This is a genomic window from Cupriavidus gilardii (genome assembly GCF_017598945.1).
Lineage (GTDB): Bacteria > Pseudomonadota > Gammaproteobacteria > Burkholderiales > Burkholderiaceae > Cupriavidus > Cupriavidus gilardii_E.
In genome coordinates this window covers 409,476-429,908 of sequence record NZ_JAGFTW010000058.1, presented here as the reverse complement: position 1 = coordinate 429,908, position 20,433 = coordinate 409,476, and the positions used below count along the sequence as shown (strand labels likewise).

The following is a 20,433-nucleotide window of genomic DNA, read 5'->3' as shown; positions in this document are numbered from 1 at the left end:
GATGTCCTCACTGCAGCTTGGCGAACTGGATCTTGTCGACGACGCGTTTCCAGTGCTGGTTTTGATGGCGGATCAGGTCGGCGAAGGCCTTGCGCGAGGTCCACGCCGGAATCGCGCCCTGCTTCTCGATGGCGGCAATGACCTCGGGATCGGCCAGTGCCTGGCGCACGGCGTCGTTGAGCTTGTCGAGAATCGCGTCGGGCGTGCCGGCCGGGGCGCCGAGGCCGAACCACGAGGGATTGTTCATCGCCGGCAGTCCCGCCTCCGCGTAGGTCGGCACATCGGGCAACAGCTTCAGGCGCTGCTTCGCGGCCACCGCCAGCGGCTTCAGGCGCTTGCCCTGGATCAGACCCGAAGACGACGGAATATTGTCGAACACCACCTGGATCTGCCCGGCCACCGCGTCGTTCAGCGCCGGTCCCAGGCCCTTGTAGGGAACGTGCAGCATGCGCGTGCCGGTCTCGCTCATGAACAGCTCGCCGTTCATATGGCTCAGGCCCCCGTTGCCGGAGGAGCCGAACGAGTACTTGCCCGGGTTTGCCTTCAGCAGCTTGATGAAGGACGCGACGTCGGTGGCGGGAAAAGAAGGATTGACGACCAGCACGTTGGGCACGTCGGCCAGATTGCTGATCGGCGCAAAGTCCTTGACCGGGTCGTACGGCGTCTTCACGTAGACATTGGGGTTGACCGCGTGCGAGCTTTCGACCTCCATCACCAGCGTGTAGCCGTCGGCCGGCTGCTTGGCCGCATAGGCACTGCCGACCGCACCGCCGGCGCCCGGGCGGTTTTCGACCACCACCGGCTGCGTCAGGATGGCGCCCATCTTCGTGCCGACGATCCGGGCCAGGATGTCGGTGGTGCCGCCGGCCGCGTATGGCACGATCAGCTTGATTGGCTTGCTGGGATAGCTGTCGGCATGCGCGTGGGTGGCGACAGCGGCCGTGGCGGCTGCCGCGGCAATCAGCTGGATGGTCTTGCGCGCCGTGGCGCGATGGGGTTGCTTCAAGGGTGTCTCCTCGTCGGTCTTCGTCGGTGTACGTATCGGAAGGGAATCAGGAAAAAATCAGGGGTGCTCGCCCAACAGCGGTGGCGCGGCCAGCGAGCCGGCAGGCGCGTCCGGCAGCATCGGATTGCGCACCATCGGAATGCGGCCGAGCGTCGGATGTTCGGCGTATTGCAGCAGGGCGCGATGCCGGACCTGCGGGTGCGCGAACACCTCCTCGATCGAGTGGATCGGCCCCCATGGCACGCCGGCCGCATCGAAGGCATCGGTCCACTGCCGGCGGGAACGGGTCGCGAATACCTGCGCCAGCAACGTCCGCAATGCCGGGAGATTGGCGATACGCGCGCTGTTGGTGCGATAGCGCGCATCCGCCGGCAAGTCGGGCAGGCCGGCCACCTCGCAGAAGCGCGCGAACTGGGCATCGTTGCCGATCGCCAGGATCAGATGGCCGTCGGCGCAGCGGAACACCTCGTAAGGCGCGCAGTTCGGATGCGCATTGCCGCTGCGGGGCGGATTGCGGCCGGAAAACAGGTAGTTGGCGCCCTGGTTGGCATTGAGCGCGACCGCCACGTCCAGCAGCGCGATGTCCAGATGCTGGCCCACGCCGCAGGCCTGGCGCTGGAGCAGCGCGGCCAGCACCGCCGAGGTGGCATACATGCCGGTGCTCAGGTCGACGACCGCGACGCCGGTGCGCAACGGTCCTTCCCCGGGCGTGCCGTCGGGTTGGCCGGTATAGCTCATCAGGCCGCCCATGCCCTGGAACACGTAGTCGTAGCCCGGCTTGTCGGCCATCGGGCCGCTTTGGCCGAAGCCGGTGATCGACAGGTAGACCAGCCGCGGGTTGCGCGGCTTCAGGCTCGCATAGTCGAGCCCGTAGCGCCGCAGCGTGCCGGCCTTGAAGTTCTCGACCAGCACGTCGGCCTCGTCGGCCAGCGCCAGGATCGCGGCCTTGCCTTCGGCGGTGGTGAAGTCGATCGCCAGCGAACGCTTGCCGCGGTTGCAGCAGGCGAAATAGGCAGACATCCGCTCGCCCCCGTCGGCCGATTGCAGATAGGGCGGGCCCCAGCCGCGCGTATCGTCGCCGCGCTCCGGGTGCTCGATCTTGGTGACCTCGGCACCGAGGTCGGCCAGATTCTGGGTACACCAGGGTCCGGCAAGAATTCGGGACAGGTCCAGCACCTTGATGCCGGACAGGGCCTTGTGCAGCATGGGGTCTCCGCGTCGATTCGATCGCGGAGCAGTATATTTTTGCGTCCGGCGGCCAACCAGTCGAATGTCTTCAAGCCACCATTCGCGGCAATTCAACGGTATGGCAGGAACCCGTCCCGTTCCGTCACGGCAGCGCGGCGCGTGTCGCGGCCACGTGCGGATCACCCAGCAAGAACTCGGCAAAGGCCTCGGCGAAGGCGGGCAGCTTGCCCGGTGGGGGCAGCACCAGATTGAGCTGGCGCCGTGCCCAGTCCTCGGCCAGCCGCACCCCGACGACGCGGCCGGCGCGCAGCGAGGCCGCGGCGACGCTGCGCGGGACCAGCGCCAGCCCCACGCCGGCTTCGACCAGCGCCAGCACCGCATCGAAGGTCGGCGCATGCAGCCGGACATTGGGCGTTCGTCCCAGCCGGTGCGCGGTATCGCGCAGGAACACCACATTGCTGGTATCGCGCCCCGGGCAGACGAAATCGTGGTCCAGCGCCGCGCCGAAGCGCACGCCGCCGGGCTGCGCCTCGGCCTCGCGCGTGAGCGGGTGGTCGGCCGGCACCGCCAGGATCAGCTCGTCGACTGCATACGGCATCCAGCGCACGCCCTGCGTTTCGACGTCGCCGGCCAGCACGCCGACGTCCGCCTCGCCCGCGGCGATGGCGGCCGCGATGTCGCGGCTGCCCCGTTCCTCCAGGTCGATATTGACCTCGGGATGGGCGTTCAGGAAGCGGCTCACGCTCGGCAGAATGAAGCCGTTCAGCGAACTGCTGTTCGCGATCAAACGGATATTGCCCTTCAATCCCGCGGAAAACCGCCCCAGCTCACCGTGCATCCGCTCGAGGCCGCGCAGCAGCTCGCGCACATGTCCGAGCAGCGCGGTGCCGGCCGCGGTCAGCTCCATGCCGCGCGCCGCCCGCACGAACAACGGCGTGCCGAGTGCCAGCTCGAGGTTCTTGAGCCGATAGCTGGCCGCCGACGCGGTGATATGGATGGCGGCGGCGCCGCCGGACAGGCTTTGCGATTCGGCGATGGCCTGGAATAGCCGAAGGTCCGTCAATTCGTAGCGCACCGGGTTCTCTCTGGCGGGTCGATCGGTGGGCGATGCCATGCATGGCGTGCCCGGTGTCGCATTCTAAGCGCCGCTGCATCGGCGCCCCCGTTACCGTGCCAGGGGCTACAGGCCGAACGGATACATCTCCGGCATGCCCGTGCGAACGGCGGTCGGCAACGCCTTCACCGCCGCCGTGCGATCGACCCACACCAGCGCATCGAATTGCTGAGGCAGGCAGGCGAACGCGTAGTGGCTGGCGAACTCGGTATCGGGCCGGTACACCACGCCGATGAAGCGCTCCTGGCGCGGCACGGTCAGCAGCGTTCGCGCCTGCTCGTGGATGCCTTCGCGCAGGTCGATGAAGCAGCGGTCGATGCCGGTGCGCTGGAACAGCGCCTCGTAGCTGTCGCTGCGCGCGGGCACGACGTCCATCTCCTGCATCGGCCCGTCCCAGTCGGACGCCGCGGCAACGGTGCCGCGCGACGTGGAGAAGCCGATCAGCGCGGCCTGGGCGCCAAAGCGGGCGCGGCACAGCCGGCCGATATTGGTCTCGCCATGGTCGCGGCCCATCGCCGTCGCGTCGGCATCGCCGATATGCGAGTTGTGCGCCCATACCACCGCCTTGGCGCCGGGCGCGTAGGTGTCCAGCAGCCGCGCCAGTGTGTCGAACATATGGGTGTCGCGCAGGTTCCAGCTTTCCGGTCCGCCGTGGTACATCAGCCGGTAGTACTGCTCGGCCGAGGCCACCAGATGCGCGTTCTGCGCGGCGTCGAAGAACGGCTCCTTGCCGCGCATCGCATAGTCGAGCTGCTTCTCGAGCAGCGCCTGCAGTTGGGCGATGACCTGGTCCTCGCAATCGCGCGCCCGGCCGGACAATACCGCACGGCCGTAGCGCGACGGATCCTCGCGCCACGGCAGCAGGCAACCGTAGCGTTGGCGCGCCTCGCGGGCGCCATCGGGATCGACGCGGTTCAGATAGCCCAGCACGGTGGCGATCGAGCTGCCGAGGCTGTAGATGTCGAGACCGAAGAAGCCGGCGCGTTCGCCCGGTGCGCGTTCGGCGTTGTAGCCGCGCATCCATTCGACGAATGCCTCGACCGAGGTATTGCGCCACATCCAGGTCGGAAAGCGCCGGAACGGCGGTTCCTGATGTTCTGCGGGGGGCAATTGCCGGACATAGCGGTCGATCGCCGCGGCATCGGGCCAGTCGGCCTCCACCGCGACGATGCGAAAGCCGTGCCGCTCGATCAGCCGCCGGGTAAAGGCCGCGCGCGCATCGTAGAACTGCGCGGTGCCGTGCGTCGATTCGCCGAGCAGCACCACCCGGCAATCGGCGAATCGGTCCACCACTGCGGCAAATCCGGGATCGTCGATCGCCGGCAGCCGCTCGGCAGCCTCGGCGATCCGCTCCACGATGTCGCTGTCGGCGAGCACCTGGCCGGTCACGGGATCGTGCAGTGCGCTGGTCATGTCGGTCCTCCGTGAAGTGGTGGTCCTCGAGGCGATGGTTTCAGTCGCCGGCGTTCTCGTTGCCGGCCTCCTCGGCTGTGCGGGCGACCAGCGGTACGAACGCCACGCCGGCAAGATCCTCCCGCTCCAGCGTGCCGTCCGCACGCTTGCCGATGCGCAACAGGCGTTGCGCGTGGCCGGGATGGCCATGGGGCATCACCAGCGTGCCGCCCGGTGCAAGCTGCGCCAGCCATGCCGCGGGGATGTCCGGACTGGCGGCCGCGGAAACGATGGCGTCATAGGGCGCGGCCGCTTCCCAGCCGGCGGTGCCGTCGGCCAGATGGACCTCGACGTTATCGAAGCCCAGCGCGCGCAGCACGTCGCTGGCGCGCTCGGCCAGCCGCCGCCAGCGCTCCACCGTGATCACGCGGGCAGCGATGCGCGCCATCACCGCGGCCGCATAGCCGGAGCCGGTACCGATCTCGAGTACGCGGGAAGCGGGATGCAGCCGCGCGGCCTCGACCATGCGCGCGACGATATACGGCTGCGAAATGGTCTGGCCGGAGCCGATCGACAGCGGTGCGTCGTCGTAGGCCGATTGCCGCAGCGCGTCGGGCACGAAGCGCTCGCGCGGCACGTCGCGCATGGCCGCCAGTACCGCGGGATCGCGAATGCCGCGCGCGGCCAGCTGCAGCTCGACCATCCGTTGTCGATAGCGTTCGGGCTGGTCTTCCGGGCTGTTGAAGAGAGCGGGAGGCATGGCGGGATCGAAGTGCGAAGTGCGCGCGCATGCTGCATCGCATGCGCGTTTCGTCTGTCACGCATCGACCGTGCCATCGAAGGCGGCGGCAAGTTCGCCTGCTCTCGATCACGCCGTTTCGCCTGCCCTGGGCGCGGCTGGAAGATCGTGCACGGGGGCGGGTACAAGGCGTGTAAATGCTCCACGCGCGTGCCGGACGCTGTCGGTGCGATGCCGCTGGCGCCGATCTTGCGTACCGCTCGGCTTCTTTTCCCCCGCCGTCCGGCGACTTTCCAAGGAGCATGACGATGAAGAGCAAAGCACCTCGCGCGAATCTGATGACCGCCGCGACCGATGTCACCGATGTGACCGATGTGACGACCGAGCAATTGGCCGAGCAGCGGCCGATTCCCGCGGTCACCGAAGTGCCAGACGCTTCCACCATGCTGGCGCGCGACTACCTGAAGCTGGCCGCGCTCGGCTGGAGCTTTTATGGGGCGATGATGGAAGAGGCCGGCTTACAGTGGACGTCGTGGGTCTGGAAGTGGGACCCCGACGAGCGCCTCGCTCAGCAGATCAGCGCCCCTGCGCCGGCGCTGTCGATGGCAACGAAGTACGGCCAGACCGCCTGGGAGATCGGCGCCGACATGCAGGGGCGCTGGCTCGATGCGTGGATGCGGTTCTTTACGTGGAATCCCGCGGCGGCGCTGGGCGGGATGACGGGCGCGGAGGGGATGCAGGCGAGCGCCAGGGCGCAGTAATAGCGGTCCGGCCTAGGTGCGCGGTGCGCCTATGTACCAGTTGCGCAGGCAGAAGGCACCCCTCTCCCACTTGTGGGAGAGGGGTAGGGGAGAGGGCGGGGCGGTTCAATTGCCGACATCGCACCTGCAAGCCCCCTCTCCCCCGACCCCTCTCCCGCCGAGCGGGAGAGGGGAGCCAGTCCCGGGGCGCTGGCATCGTCCAGGCTTACGGCGCGGTGCAAGCGTAGTTCGACGCCTGCGCCGCGGCTGCCGCGTCGTTTGCCGGTCCCGTATAGCGCGGGTATTGCGGATATCGGCACAGTGGACGCGTGAACGCGGTCGCGCCGTTGACCTCCTTCGTGGCGGTCAGCGTCCCGGGCGCAGTGCCCTTCGTGACCCAGGTATCGAGCGTGGTCAACAGATCGGTCTGATCCGCACCCGGTCCGCCGGCGCAATGATTGACGCCCGGGGCCAGGTAGTAGCGGACGAACTCGTCGGCCGCTGCCTGTCCACCGACTGCGCCCACCATCCCTTCGTAATAGGCATTGGTTGCCTTGAAGCTGAGGGCCGCGTCGTTGGTGCCGTGCCAGAGGATCAGTTTGGCGTTGCTGTTCTTGAAGGGCCGCAGGTCGATGTTGGTCGCATCGTTCAGGTTGGACAGGTTGGCCAGCGCGCTGACATTGCTGTCCCAGGTGTAGGTCAGCGAGTTCTGCGAGCGGTCGCGCGCCAGATAGTTCTTTACCGTCGTGTCCTGGAAGAGGAATTGCAGCGCCATGTTCAGGTTGCCGTTGCCCGTGAGCCAAACGCCCCAGGCTCCCGGATCGTCCTCGTTGCCCGTCAGTGCCCAGCCCGCATTGGAATAGGTGCCGTTGGCCCACACCGCCGGCGACGTCCACGATTGCACGACCGCGAGCTGCGCGTCCGACAGGCACGTGTCGCCGGCATCCGAGCCGCCGGAACAGCGAAGTACCGCCGGATCGAAGCGGCACGCCTGCGGATTGGACACGACGCCGTCGGCGATGCCATCCTGCGCGTCACACGCATCCCGCACAGCCTTCGCCAGCAGATTGGTCTTTGGCGCGTTGAACATGCCGCCCGGGGCGGCGAGGGCCTTGGCGTTGCGATTGAATGCCCCCATGAAGCCGACCCAGTTGTAGGCTGGGGCGCGGGCGATGATGCCGTCGAACAGATCCGGATTGCGTTGCGCCGCCATCAGCGCTTCGCGGCCGCCATTGGAGCAGCCCTCGAAATACGACCGTTCCGGGGTCTTGCCATAGGCGGTCCGCAACATCTCGCGCGCGGAGGACATCACCGTCGGCACCGACTGATGGCCGAAGAGTGCGGCGGCGTGCGGATCGTCGAGGGCGAAGTCGGCCGACAGCCCATTGCCGGCATGCCCCGAGTCGCTATTCACGGTGGCGTAGCCCTGTTTCAACGCGGTCAGGTTGGTCGGCACCTCGATGCCCGGGATCGATCCGTTGTAACCGCCGCCGCCGCCGTAATACAGCTTGCCGTTCCACCGATCGGGAAGCCGCAGCTCCAGGTTCAGTTGCGGCGCGATGGTCGCGTTCACCCGGCAGAACAGCGGTTGCGGACCGCTTGCCGCGACGGTGGCGGCCGCGGTGACGGTCGCGCCGGCGACGGTCTTTCCGGTCAGCTCGGCGCACGCCTGCGCGGCGTTGGCCGAGGGCCTGGGTTTGTGATCGTCGTCGCTGTCTCCACAGGCGGCCAGCGCGGCCACTGCAACGGCAGTCAGGGCGATACGATGCCAATGGAAAGCCAAAGTCGGTGCCATGTCGTCTCCTTCGATGTCGTGGAGTCAGGCCAGGGCGGGCGCGACCAGCCCCTCGACACCGGTCTGGCACGGACTCGAGCGGCTGCTGCTGTTGCTGCTTGGGGGCGGTCGGAAGGAAGAATAGACGCGACGGGCGGTGCAGATTGTCCCCGCGGGGACAATCGCGGCGCCATCGAATCGGGATTTGCCCTAGGTGCGGCGGTGAAGTGCACGGCGAGCGGCCTGCCGCACAGGAGAAGGATAGGAAGCGCCGCGCTTCAGCGCCGCCGCTCGTGCTCGATCAGTTGGGCCAGCAGCCGGACGCCTTCCTCGATGCGCTCCTCGGCAATCCCCGTGTAACCGAGGCGGAAGTGCGGCGACGGTCCGTCGGCGGCAAAGAACACATCGCCCGGCTCGATGATCACGCCATGCCGCAGCGCGACATCCCCGAGCTTGCGCGCGTCGAGTCCTGGCGGGCCTTCGACCCAGAACGACGACGCTCCCGGCGAATTCTGGACGCGGCATTGCGGCAGATGCCGCGCCAGCATGTCGCGCAGCACCGCGGCGCGGCGCTGGAAGATCGGCGCGACGCGCCGCAGCAGCGCGTCGTGGTGCCCCAGCGAGATGAACAGTGCGGTGGCGCGCTGGTTGTTGGCCGGCGGATGCCGCAGCATGTAGCGCCGCAGCGCCCGCGCCTGGCGAATCACCGTGCTCGGCGCGACGATATAGCCGAGCCGGATGCCGGGCACGAACGACTTCGACAGGCTGCCGACATAGATCACGCGGCCCTCGCGATCCAGGCTCTTCAGCGCGGGAATCGGCTGCGTCAGCGCGGGATTCTCGGTGTCGTAGTCGTCCTCGATCAGCACCACGTCGTGCCGGTGCGCCTCGGCCAGCAGCGCCTCGCGCCGGTCCAGCGGCATCGTGACCGTGGTCGGGCACTGGTAGCTGGGCGTGACAAAGGCATAGTCGCAGCGCGAGAGCTCGCCTTCCGGACGCAGACCCGAGTCGTCGACGGGCAACGGCACCACCTCCCTTGCCCGCATGCCGAAGATCGCGCGCGCATCGCTGTAGCCGGGCTCCTCCAGGCCGACGACCGCGTCGCGCATCAGCAGGTCGGCGAGCAGATAGAGCGCGTGCTGCGCGCCCAGCGTGACCATGATCTCGTCCGGATTGGCCCAGACGCCGCGGCGCGGCAGCACGTGGCGTTGCAACTGCTCGATCAGCAGCGGATCGTCGCGGTCGATCAGGTCGGAGGCCCAGCCGCGGATCTCCAGCACGGCCAGCGCCATGCGCGAGCATTCGCGCCAGTCCGCGGTCGGAAACAGCGCCGGGTCGAACTGGCCATAGATGAAGGGATACGGATAGTTCTGCCAGTCGTTGGGCTTGACGATGGCGCGCAGCCCGCTGATGTCGGGCAGCCGTTCGCTCCAGTCGGGGCCGGGCGTCTCGCCGTCCCTATCGGCGCTCGACGGTGTGCCAGCGCTTCCGGACGCCGCCGGCCGCGCCACGCTAGGCAACTGCTCGACGACGAAGTAGCCGCGCCGGGGCCGTGTCTCGAGGAAGTGCTCGTCGACCAGCTGCTGGAAGGCCAGGATCACCGTATTGCGCGCGATACCGAGCGTCGCGGCCAGTTCGCGGCTCGACGGCAGCGCGCTGCCTTCGGGCAATTGCCGCGACAGGATCGCCGAGACGATCTGCTGGCGCAGCTGGGCCTGCAGACTCAGGCCCGAATCGGCGGGCAATTGCAGCAGCCGATTCCAGAAGGTGGTTCCCTTGCCCGCCGTGGCCATGCCGTTCGCGCTCCGTATCGTCGGTTTCGTCCTTGGGTCGGGGAGCATTATCGGATATGGGGCGGGGAGGGGGTATGGGGGAAAGCCGGTGGATGGAACGCGGTGTGCTGTCGCCGGATTCGCTCCCCTCTCCCGCTTGCGGGAGAGGGGCTGGGGGAGAGGGTAGCCAGCAAGAGCGATATCACCAGCTCGACCGCCTGGCCCTCTCCCCAACCCTCTCCCACAAGTGGGAGAGGGAGCGCGTTGTCGACACGCGTGCCGCGCCGCCACGGCCCGCGCCTGAACTACAGCACATCATCCTTCAGGTGATACCAGTGATACAGAAACCGCTGTCCCAGCCGCCGGAACGGTGCAAAGGCCGGCGACTCGACCCATTCGCGCACATTGGGGAAGGGCAGCGCCGAGCGGAAGATCGGCAGCTCCGGCCCCGGGTTCTTGCCGGCGATCATCGCGGCCATGCGGCGGCCCGCCTGGGCCGAATACATGACGCCATTGCCGCCATAGCCCATCGCGTAGTAGATCGTCTGCGCGGGATCGGGCCGGAAGATGCGCGGCATCATGTCGTGGCTGACATCGACCCAGCCCCACCACGAGTAATCGATCGGTATGCCCTTGAGCGCGGGGAACTTGCGCACCATGTCGTCGACCAGCTTCTGCTCGTAGCGGGGCCGCGGCGCGTCGGTGCCCGTGATCGCGCTGCGGCTGCCGATCTGCAGCCGGCCATCGGGCATTAGCCGGTAGTAGTGGCGCAGGATGCGGGTGTCGGTGATCACCTGCGTCGTGCGGAAGTTGCAGGCCGCGATCTCGTCGGGCGTCAGCGGCCGCGTCACGATCGAGTTCGACAGGATCGGGAACAGCCGGTTCTTCAGATGCGGATGCAGATTCTGCGAGGTATAGCCGCCGGTGGCGACGCCGACCGCGCGCGCCCGCACGATGCCGCCCGGCGTGCGCAGATAGTGGACGCCGTCGCGCGTGGTCCAGTCCAGCACCGGGCTCGACGGATGGACGGTGGCGCCCAGCGCGCGGGCGCGGCGCAGATAGCCGAAGGCCAGCTTGCCGGCATGAATGCCGATGCCCTCTGGCTCGTGCATCGCGCCGGCCGCCTCCTTGTCGTCGACGTATTCGCGCTTGACGGTATCGGCATCGAGAATGCGCGCGTCGTAATGGAACACCTCGCGCAGCAGCTTGGCCTCCTTCTCCAGCGCCGGCATCGCTTCGGGACGATGCGCGATATACAGATGGCCGCCCGGCTGCGGATCGCAGTCGATATCGCGGATCAGCGTCTTGAAGGTCTCCATGCCGGCGCACACTTCCTCGTGCAGCCGCAGCGCGGCATCGAGCCCGTAGCGCTGGATCCATTGCGAGCGCTTGAGCCGGCCCGACGCGCATTGCGCCTGTCCGCCGTTGCGCGTGCTGCAGCCCCAGCTGACGCGGTTGGCCTCCAGCACCGTCGCCTTGATGCCGTGTTCCTGCGCGAGAAAGATCGCGCAGGTCAGCCCGGTGAAGCCCGAGCCGATGATCGCGACATCGACGTCGACGTCGTGCGTGATCGGGCCGTCGTCGGGCGGCGGCTCGCCGGCGGTGCCGATCCAGTAGGTCGGCGCGTAGTCGCGGCCCTGGCCCGGCGTCGGCGCGACCAGCGGGTCATAGGCGGGATCGTAGGGCCGGGACGGACCGGTGGCTCTGTTTTGTCCGGACTGTCCCCCGGCCTGGCCCGGCGTTCCGTTCTCCCGTCCGATGGCGGTGATATCGGCAATGGCTTCCATCGCTGCGCTCCTGTTGGCGACGCGTTCGGCGACGCTGTCGATCAGCCGCGCGAACCGGCCGCGAGCGCGGGACGGTCCTTGCGATAGGCGTTCTTGACCGCGATCTTGCCGTCGCGGAAGGTGAACACGTCGACCATGCGCGCCTCGATGCGCGAGCCGTCGGCCTTGGTGCCGCGGAAGGTCGATTCGCTGACGCCGCGATCGCCGCAGACGAAATGCTCGCCGTCGAGCCAGGCCGCGTCGGGGAAGGTCTGCCAGGCCAGCTGGAAGCCCTCGCGCACCGCCTCGCGGCCACGGAACGTGCGGCCGAACAGCTCGCCGCCGGCCACCGCGTGGAACACGCAGTCGTCGGTCATGAAGGACATCAGCGCGTCGATGTCGTGGCGGTTCCAGGCATCGCTGAAGGCCTGCAGCGTGGCGGCGGTGACGCCGCCGCTGGCGCCACCGGCCTGCTGTCCGGACGGGTTGCTGTCGGCCGCGCTCATGGCTTCGGTGCCGGCCTGCTTGCTTGCGTACTCCACTTGAATCTCCTCGATGTTGTTGCGGTCCGCGCGGCAGCGGACCCGGTCCTTGCACGTTCCCAGCATAGGGAAGCGCCGGGACGCGCTGTAGGGCCAGATGAATGGAATCGATTGGGCCAGCGTTTGTCGCTGGTTTGTCGCTGGTGGGGGCGGTTGCCCTCTCCCCCAGCCCCTCTCCCGCACGGCGGGAGAGGGGAGCGCGTCATCGGCGTGCGATGTGTCCGAGCACATTCGCCTACCCCATCTCCCCTCTCCCGCGTGCGGGAGAGGGGTCGGGGGAGAGGGCAGCGCGTTGGACCAGCCTCGGCAAGTGTCAGAGCCGATGCACTTCGGCCCGCGGCATGTCGCCCAGATGCTGCTGATGCGGATCGACCTCGTTGTCCCGCAACGCCGCGCCGCGGCGGTACTGTCGGCGCACCAGATAGACCAGCAGCAGGATGCCGAGGCTGACCACCCCCAGCAGCAGCGGCTTGCGCTGGTCCGGAATGAAGGCCATTGCCACGACGATGCCGGTCATGCCGAAGATCGCCACATAGGTCAGATACGGATACATCCACATGCGCACGCGCAGCTTTTCCGGTGCCTCGCGTTCGAGCCGTGCGCGCAGCCGCAGCTGCGAGACCGCGATCAGGATGTAGACGAAGATCGCGACCGTGCCGTAGGAATTGACCAGAAAGGCAAACACCGTATCGGGCGACACGTAGGACATCACCACCGCGGCATAGCCGAACAGCGTCGAGAACAGGATCGCGCGGACCGGCACGCCATTGCGATTGAGCTTGGCCAGCGCAGCCGGGGCATCGCCGCGGCGCGTCAGCGCGAAGATCATCCGCGACGAGGCATACAGGCCGGAGTTCAACGCCGACAGCACCGCGGTCAGCACCACCGCGTTCATCACCTGCGCCGCGCCGCGGATGCCCATTGCGTCGAGCGCGCTGACATACGGCGTCGCGATGCCGGGCGAGTTCCACGGCACCAGGCACACCACCAGCAGCACCGAGCCGACGTAGAACACCAGCACGCGCGTGATCACCGAGTGGGTCGCCTTGGCCACCGCCTTCTGCGGCTCCGCGGTCTCGGCCGCGGCAATGGTCACGATCTCGGCGCCGAAGTAGAACCCCGTCGCGGCCACCGCACCGGTCAGCACCGGCATGATGCCGTTGGGCGCGAAGCCGCCGTGCGCGCTCAGATTGGCGACGCTGGGCGCGGTGTCCGGCCACATGCCGAGCACGAACAGGCCCGCCAGGAACAGGAACACGACGATCGCGGCCACCTTGATCGAGGCAAACCAGAACTCGAACTCGCCGAAGGACTTGACCGAGAACAGATTGGTCAGCGTCAGCATCACCAGCAGCACCAGACTGATGGCCCAGGAGGGCACGTCGGGCAGCCAGTAGCGGATCAGGTCGGCGCCGGCCACCGCTTCGATGGCGACCACGATGACCCAGAAGTACCAGTACATCCAGCCGGTCAGGAAGCTGGCCAGCGCGCCGGCCTCGGGTTTGCCGCGCCACGCTTCGCGCGCGTATTCGTAGAAGGAGCCGACGGTGGGCAGCGCGCAGGCCATCTCGCCGAGCATCCGCATGACCAGCACCACCAGCATGCCGGTCAGCAGGAAGGACAGGACGGCCGCCGGGCCGGCCGACTTGATGACCACGCCGCTGCCGACGAACAGTCCGGCACCGATCACGCCGCCGAGCGCGATCATCGTCATGTGGCGCTGTTTCAGGCTGTGCTTGAGGCCGCGCGAGCCCTCGGGGTTATCCAGCAATTTTTGTCTCCAGTGCTTCTCATGATGGTGTCGTCACGGCTTCGCTGTCTTTGTTTTGTCTGTCCGGGGCCGCATTGCTGCGGCGGCCCCGAAGGCCGTGATCGCGCGGCGAGGCAGGGCCGCACCGCGCGCCGCTTTGCTTCCGTTATACGTAATCCTTGTACTTGTCGAGCAGGCGGACCGGCCTGGACAGGGCATCGCGGCGGAACGGATCGCCCAGCTCGCGCGTGCACATGATTTCCACGATCGTGGTCTTGCCGTGGTTCATCTGCAGGTCGATCGCCTTTTTCAGCGCGGGGCCGACGTCTTCGAGCCGGTCGACCACGATCCCTTCGGCGCCCATCGCGCGGGCGATGTTGGCGAAGCTCGGGTTGTCCAGTTCGCCGGCGACGAAGCGGCGGTTGTAGAAGTCCACCTGGTTCTTCTTCTCCGCGCCCCACTGGCGATTGTGGAACACCACCGCGGTCACCGGGATGTTGTGCCGCACGCAGGTCATGGTTTCCATCAGGCTCATGCCCCAGGCGCCGTCCCCCGCGTACGAGATCGCCGGGCGATGCGGCGCGGCCACCTTGGCGCCGATGATGGTCGGAAAGGCGTAGCCGCAGTTGCCCCAGCTCATCGCCGCGAAGAAGCTGCGCGGCTTCTCGAAGCGCAGGTAGCTGTTGGCCACCGAGTTGATGTTGCCGATGTCGGTCGACACCATCACGTCGGCCGGCATCGCCTTCTCCAGCTCGCGCAGCACCTGGCGCGGATGCAGGTAGGTGCCGCCGTTCGGCGTGCGCTCGTTCTTCTGCTCCTCGATCATGTCCAGGCTGAACGGGTCGCGCTCGTGCGTCCACTCGTCCAGTTCCTTCTCCCAGGCCGCCTTTTCGGTGGCGATCTGGTCGGCGCGTGCGGCGCGCGTCGCGTCGCAGGCGAGCGTGCGGTTGGCCAGCCGCTCGGTCAGCGCGACCGCGGCCGCCTTGGCGTCGCCGCAGATGCCGACCGAGATCTTCTTTACCAGGCCCAGCATCTTGTGATCGGCGTCGATCTGGATGATCTTGGCCGTCTTCGGCCAGTAGTCCATGCCATGCTGCGGCAGCGTGCCGAACGGTCCGAGGCGCGAACCGAGCGCGACCACGACGTCGGCGCGCGAGATCAGCTTCATCGCGGCCTTCGAGCCCTGGTAGCCCAGCGGGCCGCACCACAGCGGATGGCTGGCGGGGAAGGAATCGTTGTGCAGATAGCTGTTGACCACCGGGGCGCCGAGCCGCTCGGCCAGCGCCTTGCATTCCTCGACGCCATCGGCCATCACCACGCCACCGCCGGAGATGATCACGGGGAACTTGGCCTGGGCCAGCAGCTCGGCCGCTTCGTTCAGGCTCTGCTCGCCGCCCGGGCCGCGGTCCAGCCGGCGCGGCTGCGGAATTTCGGCCTTGATCTGGCCATAGAAGTAGTCGCGCGGGATGTTGAGCTGCGTCGGGCCCATCTCGGCCATCGCGCGATCGAAGCAACGGCCGGTGAATTCGGCCATACGCGCTGGGTGGGTGACATGGCCCTGGTACTTGGTGAACTCCTGGAACATCGGCAGCTGGTTGGCCTCCTGGAAGCCGCCCAGGCCGATGCCCATGGTGCCGGCCTCGGGCGTGACGATCACCACGGGGCTGTGCGCCCAGTAGGCCGCGGCAATCGCGGTCACGCAGTTGCTGATGCCGGGCCCGTTCTGGCCGATGACCACGCCGTGGCGGCCCGACACGCGGGCATAGCCGTCTGCCATATGGCCGGCGCCCTGCTCATGCACGACCGGGATCAGGCGAATGCCGGCGGGCGCGAAGATGTCCATCGCATCCATGAAGGCCGAGCCCATGATGCCGAACATATCGGTCACGCCGTTGGCGGCGAGGGTTTCGACGAAGGCCTCGGAAGGCGTCATGGCCTGCGGGCCGGCGGTGGGGGTGTGGTCGGACATGCTTGCGGTCTCCGGTAGGTTGGGATCGTTCTGATTCATAAAACGGTACGGGTCGTACCGAAAACTGTCGTTTCGCTGAAATGTAGGACGGAGCGCGAGCAGCGTCAATAGGAAAATCCATTAAACGGAATGAGTTGTGCCAAAAAGTGAGACTGGATATGATGGCGTTCCAGAAGCCCCGCAGCCGGCGTGCGCCTGCGCTCTTGCGGGAGCCGGGAAATCCTTCCCGCCTCATCCAGGAGAATCGAAGTGGCGATCGACCTTGCCAGCGTGGAACCGGACCGCATGGTGTCGGTGCGTGAAGTGTTCGGCATCGACAGCGCGATGCGGGTGCCCGCCTTCGGCGTGCGCGACGACCATGTGCCGGAGATCGATCCGGGCTATCGCTTCGAGCCGGAGGTGACGCTGGCGGTCCTGTCCGGCTTTGTCCGCAACCGCCGCGTGCTGGTGCAGGGGCTGCACGGCACCGGCAAGTCGACCCATATCGAGCAGGTCGCCGCGCGGCTGAACTGGCCTTGCGTGCGCGTCAACCTCGATGGACATATCGGCCGCATGGACCTGGTCGGGCGCGACACCGTGGTGCTGCGCGATGGTCAGCAGGTCACCGAATTCCAGGAAGGCATCGTGCCCTGGGCGCTGCAGCGGCCGATCGCGCTGGTGTTCGACGAATACGATGCGGGCCGTCCCGACGTGATGTTCGTGATCCAGCGCGTGCTCGAGCGCGATGGCCGGTTCACGCTGCTCGATCAAAACCGCGTGATCCAGCCGAATCCGTACTTCCGGCTGTTCGCCACCGCCAATACGGTGGGGCTCGGCAATCTGACCGGCATGTATCACGGCACCCATCTGCTCAATCATGCGCAGATCGACCGCTGGAACGTGGTGGCGACGCTGGACTATCTGCCGCGCGAGGCCGAGATCGATATCGTGCTGGCGCGCGTGCCGGAGCTGACCGATGCGGCCGGACGCGAACTGGTCGGCGCGATGGTCAGCGTCGCACAGCTGACGCGCCAGGGGTTTGCGGCCGGCGATGTGTCGACGCTGATGTCGCCGCGCACGGTGATCGCCTGGGCCGAGAACTGCCAGATCTTCCGCGATCCGGCCCTGGCGTTCCGACTGAGCTTTCTGAACAAGTGCGAACCCGGCGAACGCGCGATCGTCGCCGAATATTTCCAGCGGGGCTTCGGCGTCGAGCTGGAGCCCTGCGGCGGCGCGGCGGCCTGACGATGTCGTCATCGGCGATACCGGAGGCTACGGCGGCGGAGGGGCCGGAACAAGGGTTGTCCGCCGCGACGCAGCGCCGGCGCGAGGCGTTGTGCGCGGCGGCCTTGCGTGCACTGGCAGGCGACGCCACGCTGCATTACCGCGCCGGCAGGCTATGGCGCGGCCAACGGCCGCTTCCGCTGCATGCGCCGCATCTGCTGACCGATGCCGGCCGCGACAGCTTCGCCGACCTGCGCGGCGCAGTCGACGGCGCCGCATTGCGGCTGCAGCATGGCGATGCGGCCTTGCACCGCGCGCTGCGGCCGGCCGACCCGGTGGCACGGCTGCTGTTCGAACTGTTCGAGCAACTGCGCTGCGAGACGCATCTGCCCGCCGGCATGCCCGGCCTTGCCGCCAACCTGCATCGGCGCTTCGTGCAATGGTCGCTGGCCTTTCATCGCTCGGGTCTGACCGAAGGGCGATTCGGCATTCTGATCTACACGGTGGCGCAGGTGGTCTGGTCGCGCCTGTCGGGCCAGCCGGTGGTCGAGGAGACCGAGGACCTGATCGAGGCCACGCGCGCGGCGATCGTACCGGCGCTGGGTACCGCGCTGGCCGGCATGCGGCGCATGCGAGCAGACCAGCGGGCCTTTGCCGCACATGCACTCGCCGCGGCCGAGATGGTGGCGGAGATGCTGCGCGACGATGCGCGGCGTGCCGGCCTGACCCAGGACGATGACCGCGAATCGGTCGAGTCGGTGCGCGACGGCTTCTCGCTGCTGCTCGATTTCGACGACGAGGCGCCGTCGCAGGAAGGAGGCGGTGTGGGCACGGGCGGCCCACGTGCCGGCCCAGGCGATACGGCCGTTCCCGCCTACACCCCCTTCACCACGCAATACGATCGCGAACTGCGCGCCACCACGCTGGCGCGCCAGCCATCGCTGCAGGCATGGCGCGAGCGGCTGGATCGGCGAATTGCCGATGGGGGCATCAATCCGGTCCGCATCGCCCGCACGCTGTCGTCGGCTTTCGCGCTGCCGGCGTCCGATGGCTGGTCATCCGCCGAGGAGGAGGGCCAGCTCGATCGCAGCCGGCTTGCCCAATTGGCCTGTGCCGGCGGCCAGCCACGCGTCTTCCGCCAGCCGCGGCCGCAGCCGCGCAGCGACGCGGTGCTGGCTTTCCTGATCGATTGCTCCGGCTCGATGAAGGCGCATATCGACCAGATCGCCCTGCTGGTCGATGTGATGACGCGCGCGGCCGATGCCGCGGGCCTCGCCACCGAAGTGCTGGGCTTCACTACCGGCGCCTGGAACGGCGGCCGCGTCGCACGCGACTGGCAGGCGGCCGGCCGGCCGCCACAGCCCGGCCGCCTCAACGAGGTCTGCCATCTGGTGTTCAAGGATGCGGACACCAGCTGGCGCCGCGCACGAACCGGCATCGCCGCGCTGTTCAAGGCCGACCTGTTCCGCGAAGGGATCGACGGCGAAGCGGTCGACTGGGCCTGCGCCCGCCTGCTGTCACGCCCGCAGTCGCGCCGCCTGCTGGTGGTGGTATCCGACGGCAGCCCGATGGACCGCGCCACCGCGCAGGCCAACGGCGAGCGGCTGCTGGACGACCATCTGAAGGACGTGGTGGCGCGCCACGAGGCGCAGGGGCGGATCGAAGTGATGGGGCTGGGCGTCGATCTCGATCTGAGCCCTTACTACCGGCGCCACTTCCCGCTGGATACCACCCGACCGCTGGACACGGCGGCGATCGATGCGATTGCGAGGTGGGTGGGGAGTGGAGGGCGTACCGAGCAAGGCTAGCGCCGGCTAGCGTTGCAGCCGCCTCGACATCTCCGCGAGCGGCATGAAGAGGATGGAGTTCAATATCCGGATTTCACCGGCATCAGGTTGGGCCTCCGCCACGACTTGCTCGAAGACCTCACGCTTGGCGCGTTCCAGCGTGGCGAGCAAGGCGTCGAGTTCGGCCGCCGCTCCACCTTCGGAGAGGCCTAATTCCACGCCGGCCTGTATCACGTCGTCACGGCGTATGTCGCGGAAATGGCGGGCGTTGCCGATCGGCATGGTCAATTCCGAGTCGGGCCAGAACGGGTCGTTGTTTCGGTAGGTGACCGTGTCGTAGACCACGGTGCTGACCAGGTCGTAGAAGGGCGCGAGCGCATAGCCTCGCGGTTCGCTGAAGAAGGACAGGTTCTTCATGTGTGCGTCGCCGTTGCCGATCAGCACATTGAAGGCGATCCACCGATACAACGCCAGGCGCGACGCGGTGCGTTGCAAGGTCAGCGCGATCAGTTGTTTCAGGGTCTCCGTCGAGCTTTGCGCATACTTGAGGACGCGGCTCTTGCCCCGTATCTGCATGCCGTCGATGACATGACGCCGCCAGATTCGCCCATCGCTGCTGCGGCGGTCGAATCGCGCCACGGCGAACACCGGCGCCGGTACCCGAAGAAAGACGGTGGCCGGAACCGGAAGGCCAGCGCGTGCGGCCAGCCGCATGCAATAGAACTCGTTGATCGCGGTGTGGCGCCAGGTCTCCGAGCGCGAATCCGGCTTCAGGATATGCGTCGACGGTTCCGCGCCGACCGGCTCCCAGATGGACCAGTGTCCCGGCCCGCCCTCGAGAATGGCCGCGAGCTTGTGCTGGGCCCCTGCGACCGACATGTGTTTGGGAGCGTTCGCATCGAGAGGCCGGCGAGGCAAGTCGAGAATGCGCGCGTTCAACGTTTCCAGCGGAAGAGGAACGCGCCCGGGCGCTGGCTCGTCGGTGCCGGGCGGCAGCAGCGTGATGGCGCCAGCGGACTCGGCCCCGTAGTAGGCCAGCATCGACCATGCGTCGTCGACGTCGAGCCTTGCCGCCCTCGCCAATAACCCGCGCTGCTCTTCTTCCGGCAGCAGGTTGTCGAAGAACCATTGCACCGGGCGCTCGGTACTGGTGTCCGTTTGGCGGCCAGGCTGCAACGGCAAGTCGGGACACAAGGCAAACCGGTCCGGGCGCTGCAGCCACAGCGGGTCGTATTCAAAGCTCCAGACGCCGTTGTCCTCGACCAGCTTGCCGATCCCGATGCCATTGGCGCTCGCCATCAACGTCCGCGAGTCGCCGTTCATTTCCGCACCCGCCGCTTCGTGACCGCCTTGGGGTTCGCCATCCATGGTTCGACATCGAAGGCTTCTGCCGAGAGCAACACTCCCAACTCGCGCAGCAGGTGCAGCACCTTGCCCAGTTGCGCCGTCGATTTTCCCGCTTCGACGTCGGAGATGAAGGTGGGCGACAGGCCCGTACCGCGCGCCACTTCGTCGCGGGTGAGCCGTTGCGACAGGCGAGCGGCGCGGACGAGTTGTCCGAGCATTTCAGGGTCGGAGATGGGGACGTGCATGGCGTCATACCGTAGTCGATCGGCGTCATTATAGGAGAAAGTCGTCGATGTGAGGACTGAACGTATACGAGCGGCTACGTTATGCCGCTTTATCGCTAA

Annotated in this window: 16 protein-coding genes; 3 read left to right on the top strand and 13 right to left on the bottom strand. The window is 67.6% G+C overall.

Annotation, left to right across the window (positions count from 1 at the left end; translation table 11 throughout):
- Positions 1–7: 7 nt before the first annotated feature.
- The 5 genes from J5T34_RS22890 to J5T34_RS22870 all read right to left on the bottom strand — a co-directional run bounded on the left by J5T34_RS22890 (position 8) and on the right by J5T34_RS22870 (position 5,460).
- Positions 8–970, bottom strand: coding sequence for a Bug family tripartite tricarboxylate transporter substrate binding protein (locus tag J5T34_RS22890; protein WP_208583234.1), 963 nt, complete (start codon positions 968–970; stop codon positions 8–10).
- Between the two features lie 93 nt (positions 971–1,063).
- Positions 1,064–2,212, bottom strand: coding sequence for a CaiB/BaiF CoA transferase family protein (locus J5T34_RS22885; protein WP_208583140.1), 1,149 nt, complete (start codon positions 2,210–2,212; stop codon positions 1,064–1,066).
- 124 nt (positions 2,213–2,336) lie between these two features.
- Positions 2,337–3,269 carry a LysR family transcriptional regulator gene (locus J5T34_RS22880; RefSeq protein WP_208583233.1) on the bottom strand — a complete coding sequence of 311 codons (933 nt, stop codon included), beginning with the start codon at positions 3,267–3,269 and terminating at the stop codon, positions 2,337–2,339.
- A 105-nt stretch (positions 3,270–3,374) separates the two neighbouring features.
- Positions 3,375–4,721: an erythromycin esterase family protein gene (locus J5T34_RS22875; RefSeq protein ID WP_244259160.1), complete on the bottom strand. Its 1,347-nt coding sequence runs from the start codon at positions 4,719–4,721 to the stop codon at positions 3,375–3,377.
- A gap of 40 nt (positions 4,722–4,761) precedes the next feature.
- Complete coding sequence (locus tag J5T34_RS22870; RefSeq protein ID WP_208583139.1) at positions 4,762–5,460, bottom strand: protein-L-isoaspartate(D-aspartate) O-methyltransferase; 699 nt, start codon at positions 5,458–5,460, stop codon at positions 4,762–4,764.
- A gap of 287 nt (positions 5,461–5,747) precedes the next feature.
- On the opposite strand from J5T34_RS22870, the gene J5T34_RS22865 reads away from it, so the two are divergent.
- The gene (locus J5T34_RS22865; RefSeq protein ID WP_208583138.1) at positions 5,748–6,200 is read left to right on the top strand and encodes a hypothetical protein; all 453 of its coding nucleotides are present in this window, start codon (positions 5,748–5,750) and stop codon (positions 6,198–6,200) included.
- A gap of 205 nt (positions 6,201–6,405) precedes the next feature.
- Here J5T34_RS22865 and J5T34_RS22860 read toward each other — a convergent pair whose 3' ends face one another.
- The 6 genes from J5T34_RS22860 to xsc form a co-directional block, all read right to left on the bottom strand.
- Positions 6,406–7,974 (bottom strand): tannase/feruloyl esterase family alpha/beta hydrolase, encoded by a 1,569-nt coding sequence (locus J5T34_RS22860; RefSeq protein ID WP_208583137.1) that lies wholly within the window; start codon positions 7,972–7,974, stop codon positions 6,406–6,408.
- A 257-nt stretch (positions 7,975–8,231) separates the two neighbouring features.
- Complete coding sequence (locus tag J5T34_RS22855) at positions 8,232–9,746, bottom strand: PLP-dependent aminotransferase family protein (RefSeq protein WP_208583136.1); 1,515 nt, start codon at positions 9,744–9,746, stop codon at positions 8,232–8,234.
- A gap of 284 nt (positions 9,747–10,030) precedes the next feature.
- On the bottom strand, positions 10,031–11,512 hold the full coding sequence (locus J5T34_RS22850; RefSeq protein ID WP_244259159.1) for an NAD(P)/FAD-dependent oxidoreductase: 1,482 nt from the start codon (positions 11,510–11,512) through the stop codon (positions 10,031–10,033).
- A 41-nt stretch (positions 11,513–11,553) separates the two neighbouring features.
- A complete protein-coding gene (locus tag J5T34_RS22845; RefSeq protein WP_244259191.1) occupies positions 11,554–11,997 on the bottom strand; it encodes a nuclear transport factor 2 family protein in 444 nt (147 codons plus the stop codon).
- Between the two features lie 349 nt (positions 11,998–12,346).
- Positions 12,347–13,747 carry an amino acid permease gene (locus J5T34_RS22840; RefSeq protein ID WP_208583230.1) on the bottom strand — a complete coding sequence of 467 codons (1,401 nt, stop codon included), beginning with the start codon at positions 13,745–13,747 and terminating at the stop codon, positions 12,347–12,349.
- 202 nt (positions 13,748–13,949) lie between these two features.
- On the bottom strand, positions 13,950–15,752 hold the full coding sequence (gene xsc, locus J5T34_RS22835; protein WP_208583135.1) for a sulfoacetaldehyde acetyltransferase: 1,803 nt from the start codon (positions 15,750–15,752) through the stop codon (positions 13,950–13,952).
- A 249-nt stretch (positions 15,753–16,001) separates the two neighbouring features.
- Here xsc and J5T34_RS22830 point away from each other — a divergent pair, with 249 nt between their 5' ends.
- Positions 16,002–16,976 carry an AAA family ATPase gene (locus J5T34_RS22830; protein ID WP_347880691.1) on the top strand — a complete coding sequence of 325 codons (975 nt, stop codon included), beginning with the start codon at positions 16,002–16,004 and terminating at the stop codon, positions 16,974–16,976.
- Between the two features lie 56 nt (positions 16,977–17,032).
- The gene (locus tag J5T34_RS22825; protein WP_244259158.1) at positions 17,033–18,763 is read left to right on the top strand and encodes a cobaltochelatase CobT-related protein; all 1,731 of its coding nucleotides are present in this window, start codon (positions 17,033–17,035) and stop codon (positions 18,761–18,763) included.
- A gap of 6 nt (positions 18,764–18,769) precedes the next feature.
- Here J5T34_RS22825 and J5T34_RS22820 read toward each other — a convergent pair whose 3' ends face one another.
- Positions 18,770–20,110: a HipA domain-containing protein gene (locus J5T34_RS22820; protein WP_244259157.1), complete on the bottom strand. Its 1,341-nt coding sequence runs from the start codon at positions 20,108–20,110 to the stop codon at positions 18,770–18,772.
- On the bottom strand, positions 20,062–20,334 hold the full coding sequence (locus tag J5T34_RS22815; protein WP_244259156.1) for a helix-turn-helix domain-containing protein: 273 nt from the start codon (positions 20,332–20,334) through the stop codon (positions 20,062–20,064). The genes J5T34_RS22820 and J5T34_RS22815 overlap by 49 nt, the downstream gene beginning before the upstream one ends.
- Positions 20,335–20,433 lie beyond the last annotated feature (99 nt).

Excerpts from the sequence above, each read along its gene's own strand:
- J5T34_RS22885 (WP_208583140.1), bottom strand. The coding sequence starts at position 2,212 with ATGCTGCACAAGGCCCTGTCCGGCATCAAGGTGCTGGACCTGTCCCGA.
- J5T34_RS22875 (WP_244259160.1), bottom strand. The coding sequence starts at position 4,721 with ATGACCAGCGCACTGCACGATCCCGTGACCGGCCAGGTGCTCGCCGAC.
- J5T34_RS22870 (WP_208583139.1), bottom strand. The coding sequence starts at position 5,460 with ATGCCTCCCGCTCTCTTCAACAGCCCGGAAGACCAGCCCGAACGCTAT.
- J5T34_RS22865 (WP_208583138.1), top strand. The coding sequence starts at position 5,748 with ATGAAGAGCAAAGCACCTCGCGCGAATCTGATGACCGCCGCGACCGAT.
- J5T34_RS22860 (WP_208583137.1), bottom strand. The coding sequence starts at position 7,974 with ATGGCACCGACTTTGGCTTTCCATTGGCATCGTATCGCCCTGACTGCC.
- J5T34_RS22855 (WP_208583136.1), bottom strand. The coding sequence starts at position 9,746 with ATGGCCACGGCGGGCAAGGGAACCACCTTCTGGAATCGGCTGCTGCAA.
- J5T34_RS22850 (WP_244259159.1), bottom strand. The coding sequence starts at position 11,512 with ATGGAAGCCATTGCCGATATCACCGCCATCGGACGGGAGAACGGAACG.
- J5T34_RS22845 (WP_244259191.1), bottom strand. The coding sequence starts at position 11,997 with ATGAGCGCGGCCGACAGCAACCCGTCCGGACAGCAGGCCGGTGGCGCC.
- J5T34_RS22840 (WP_208583230.1), bottom strand. The coding sequence starts at position 13,747 with ATGACGATGATCGCGCTCGGCGGCGTGATCGGTGCCGGACTGTTCGTC.
- xsc (WP_208583135.1), bottom strand. The coding sequence starts at position 15,752 with ATGTCCGACCACACCCCCACCGCCGGCCCGCAGGCCATGACGCCTTCC.
- J5T34_RS22820 (WP_244259157.1), bottom strand. The coding sequence starts at position 20,110 with ATGGATGGCGAACCCCAAGGCGGTCACGAAGCGGCGGGTGCGGAAATG.
- J5T34_RS22815 (WP_244259156.1), bottom strand. The coding sequence starts at position 20,334 with ATGCACGTCCCCATCTCCGACCCTGAAATGCTCGGACAACTCGTCCGC.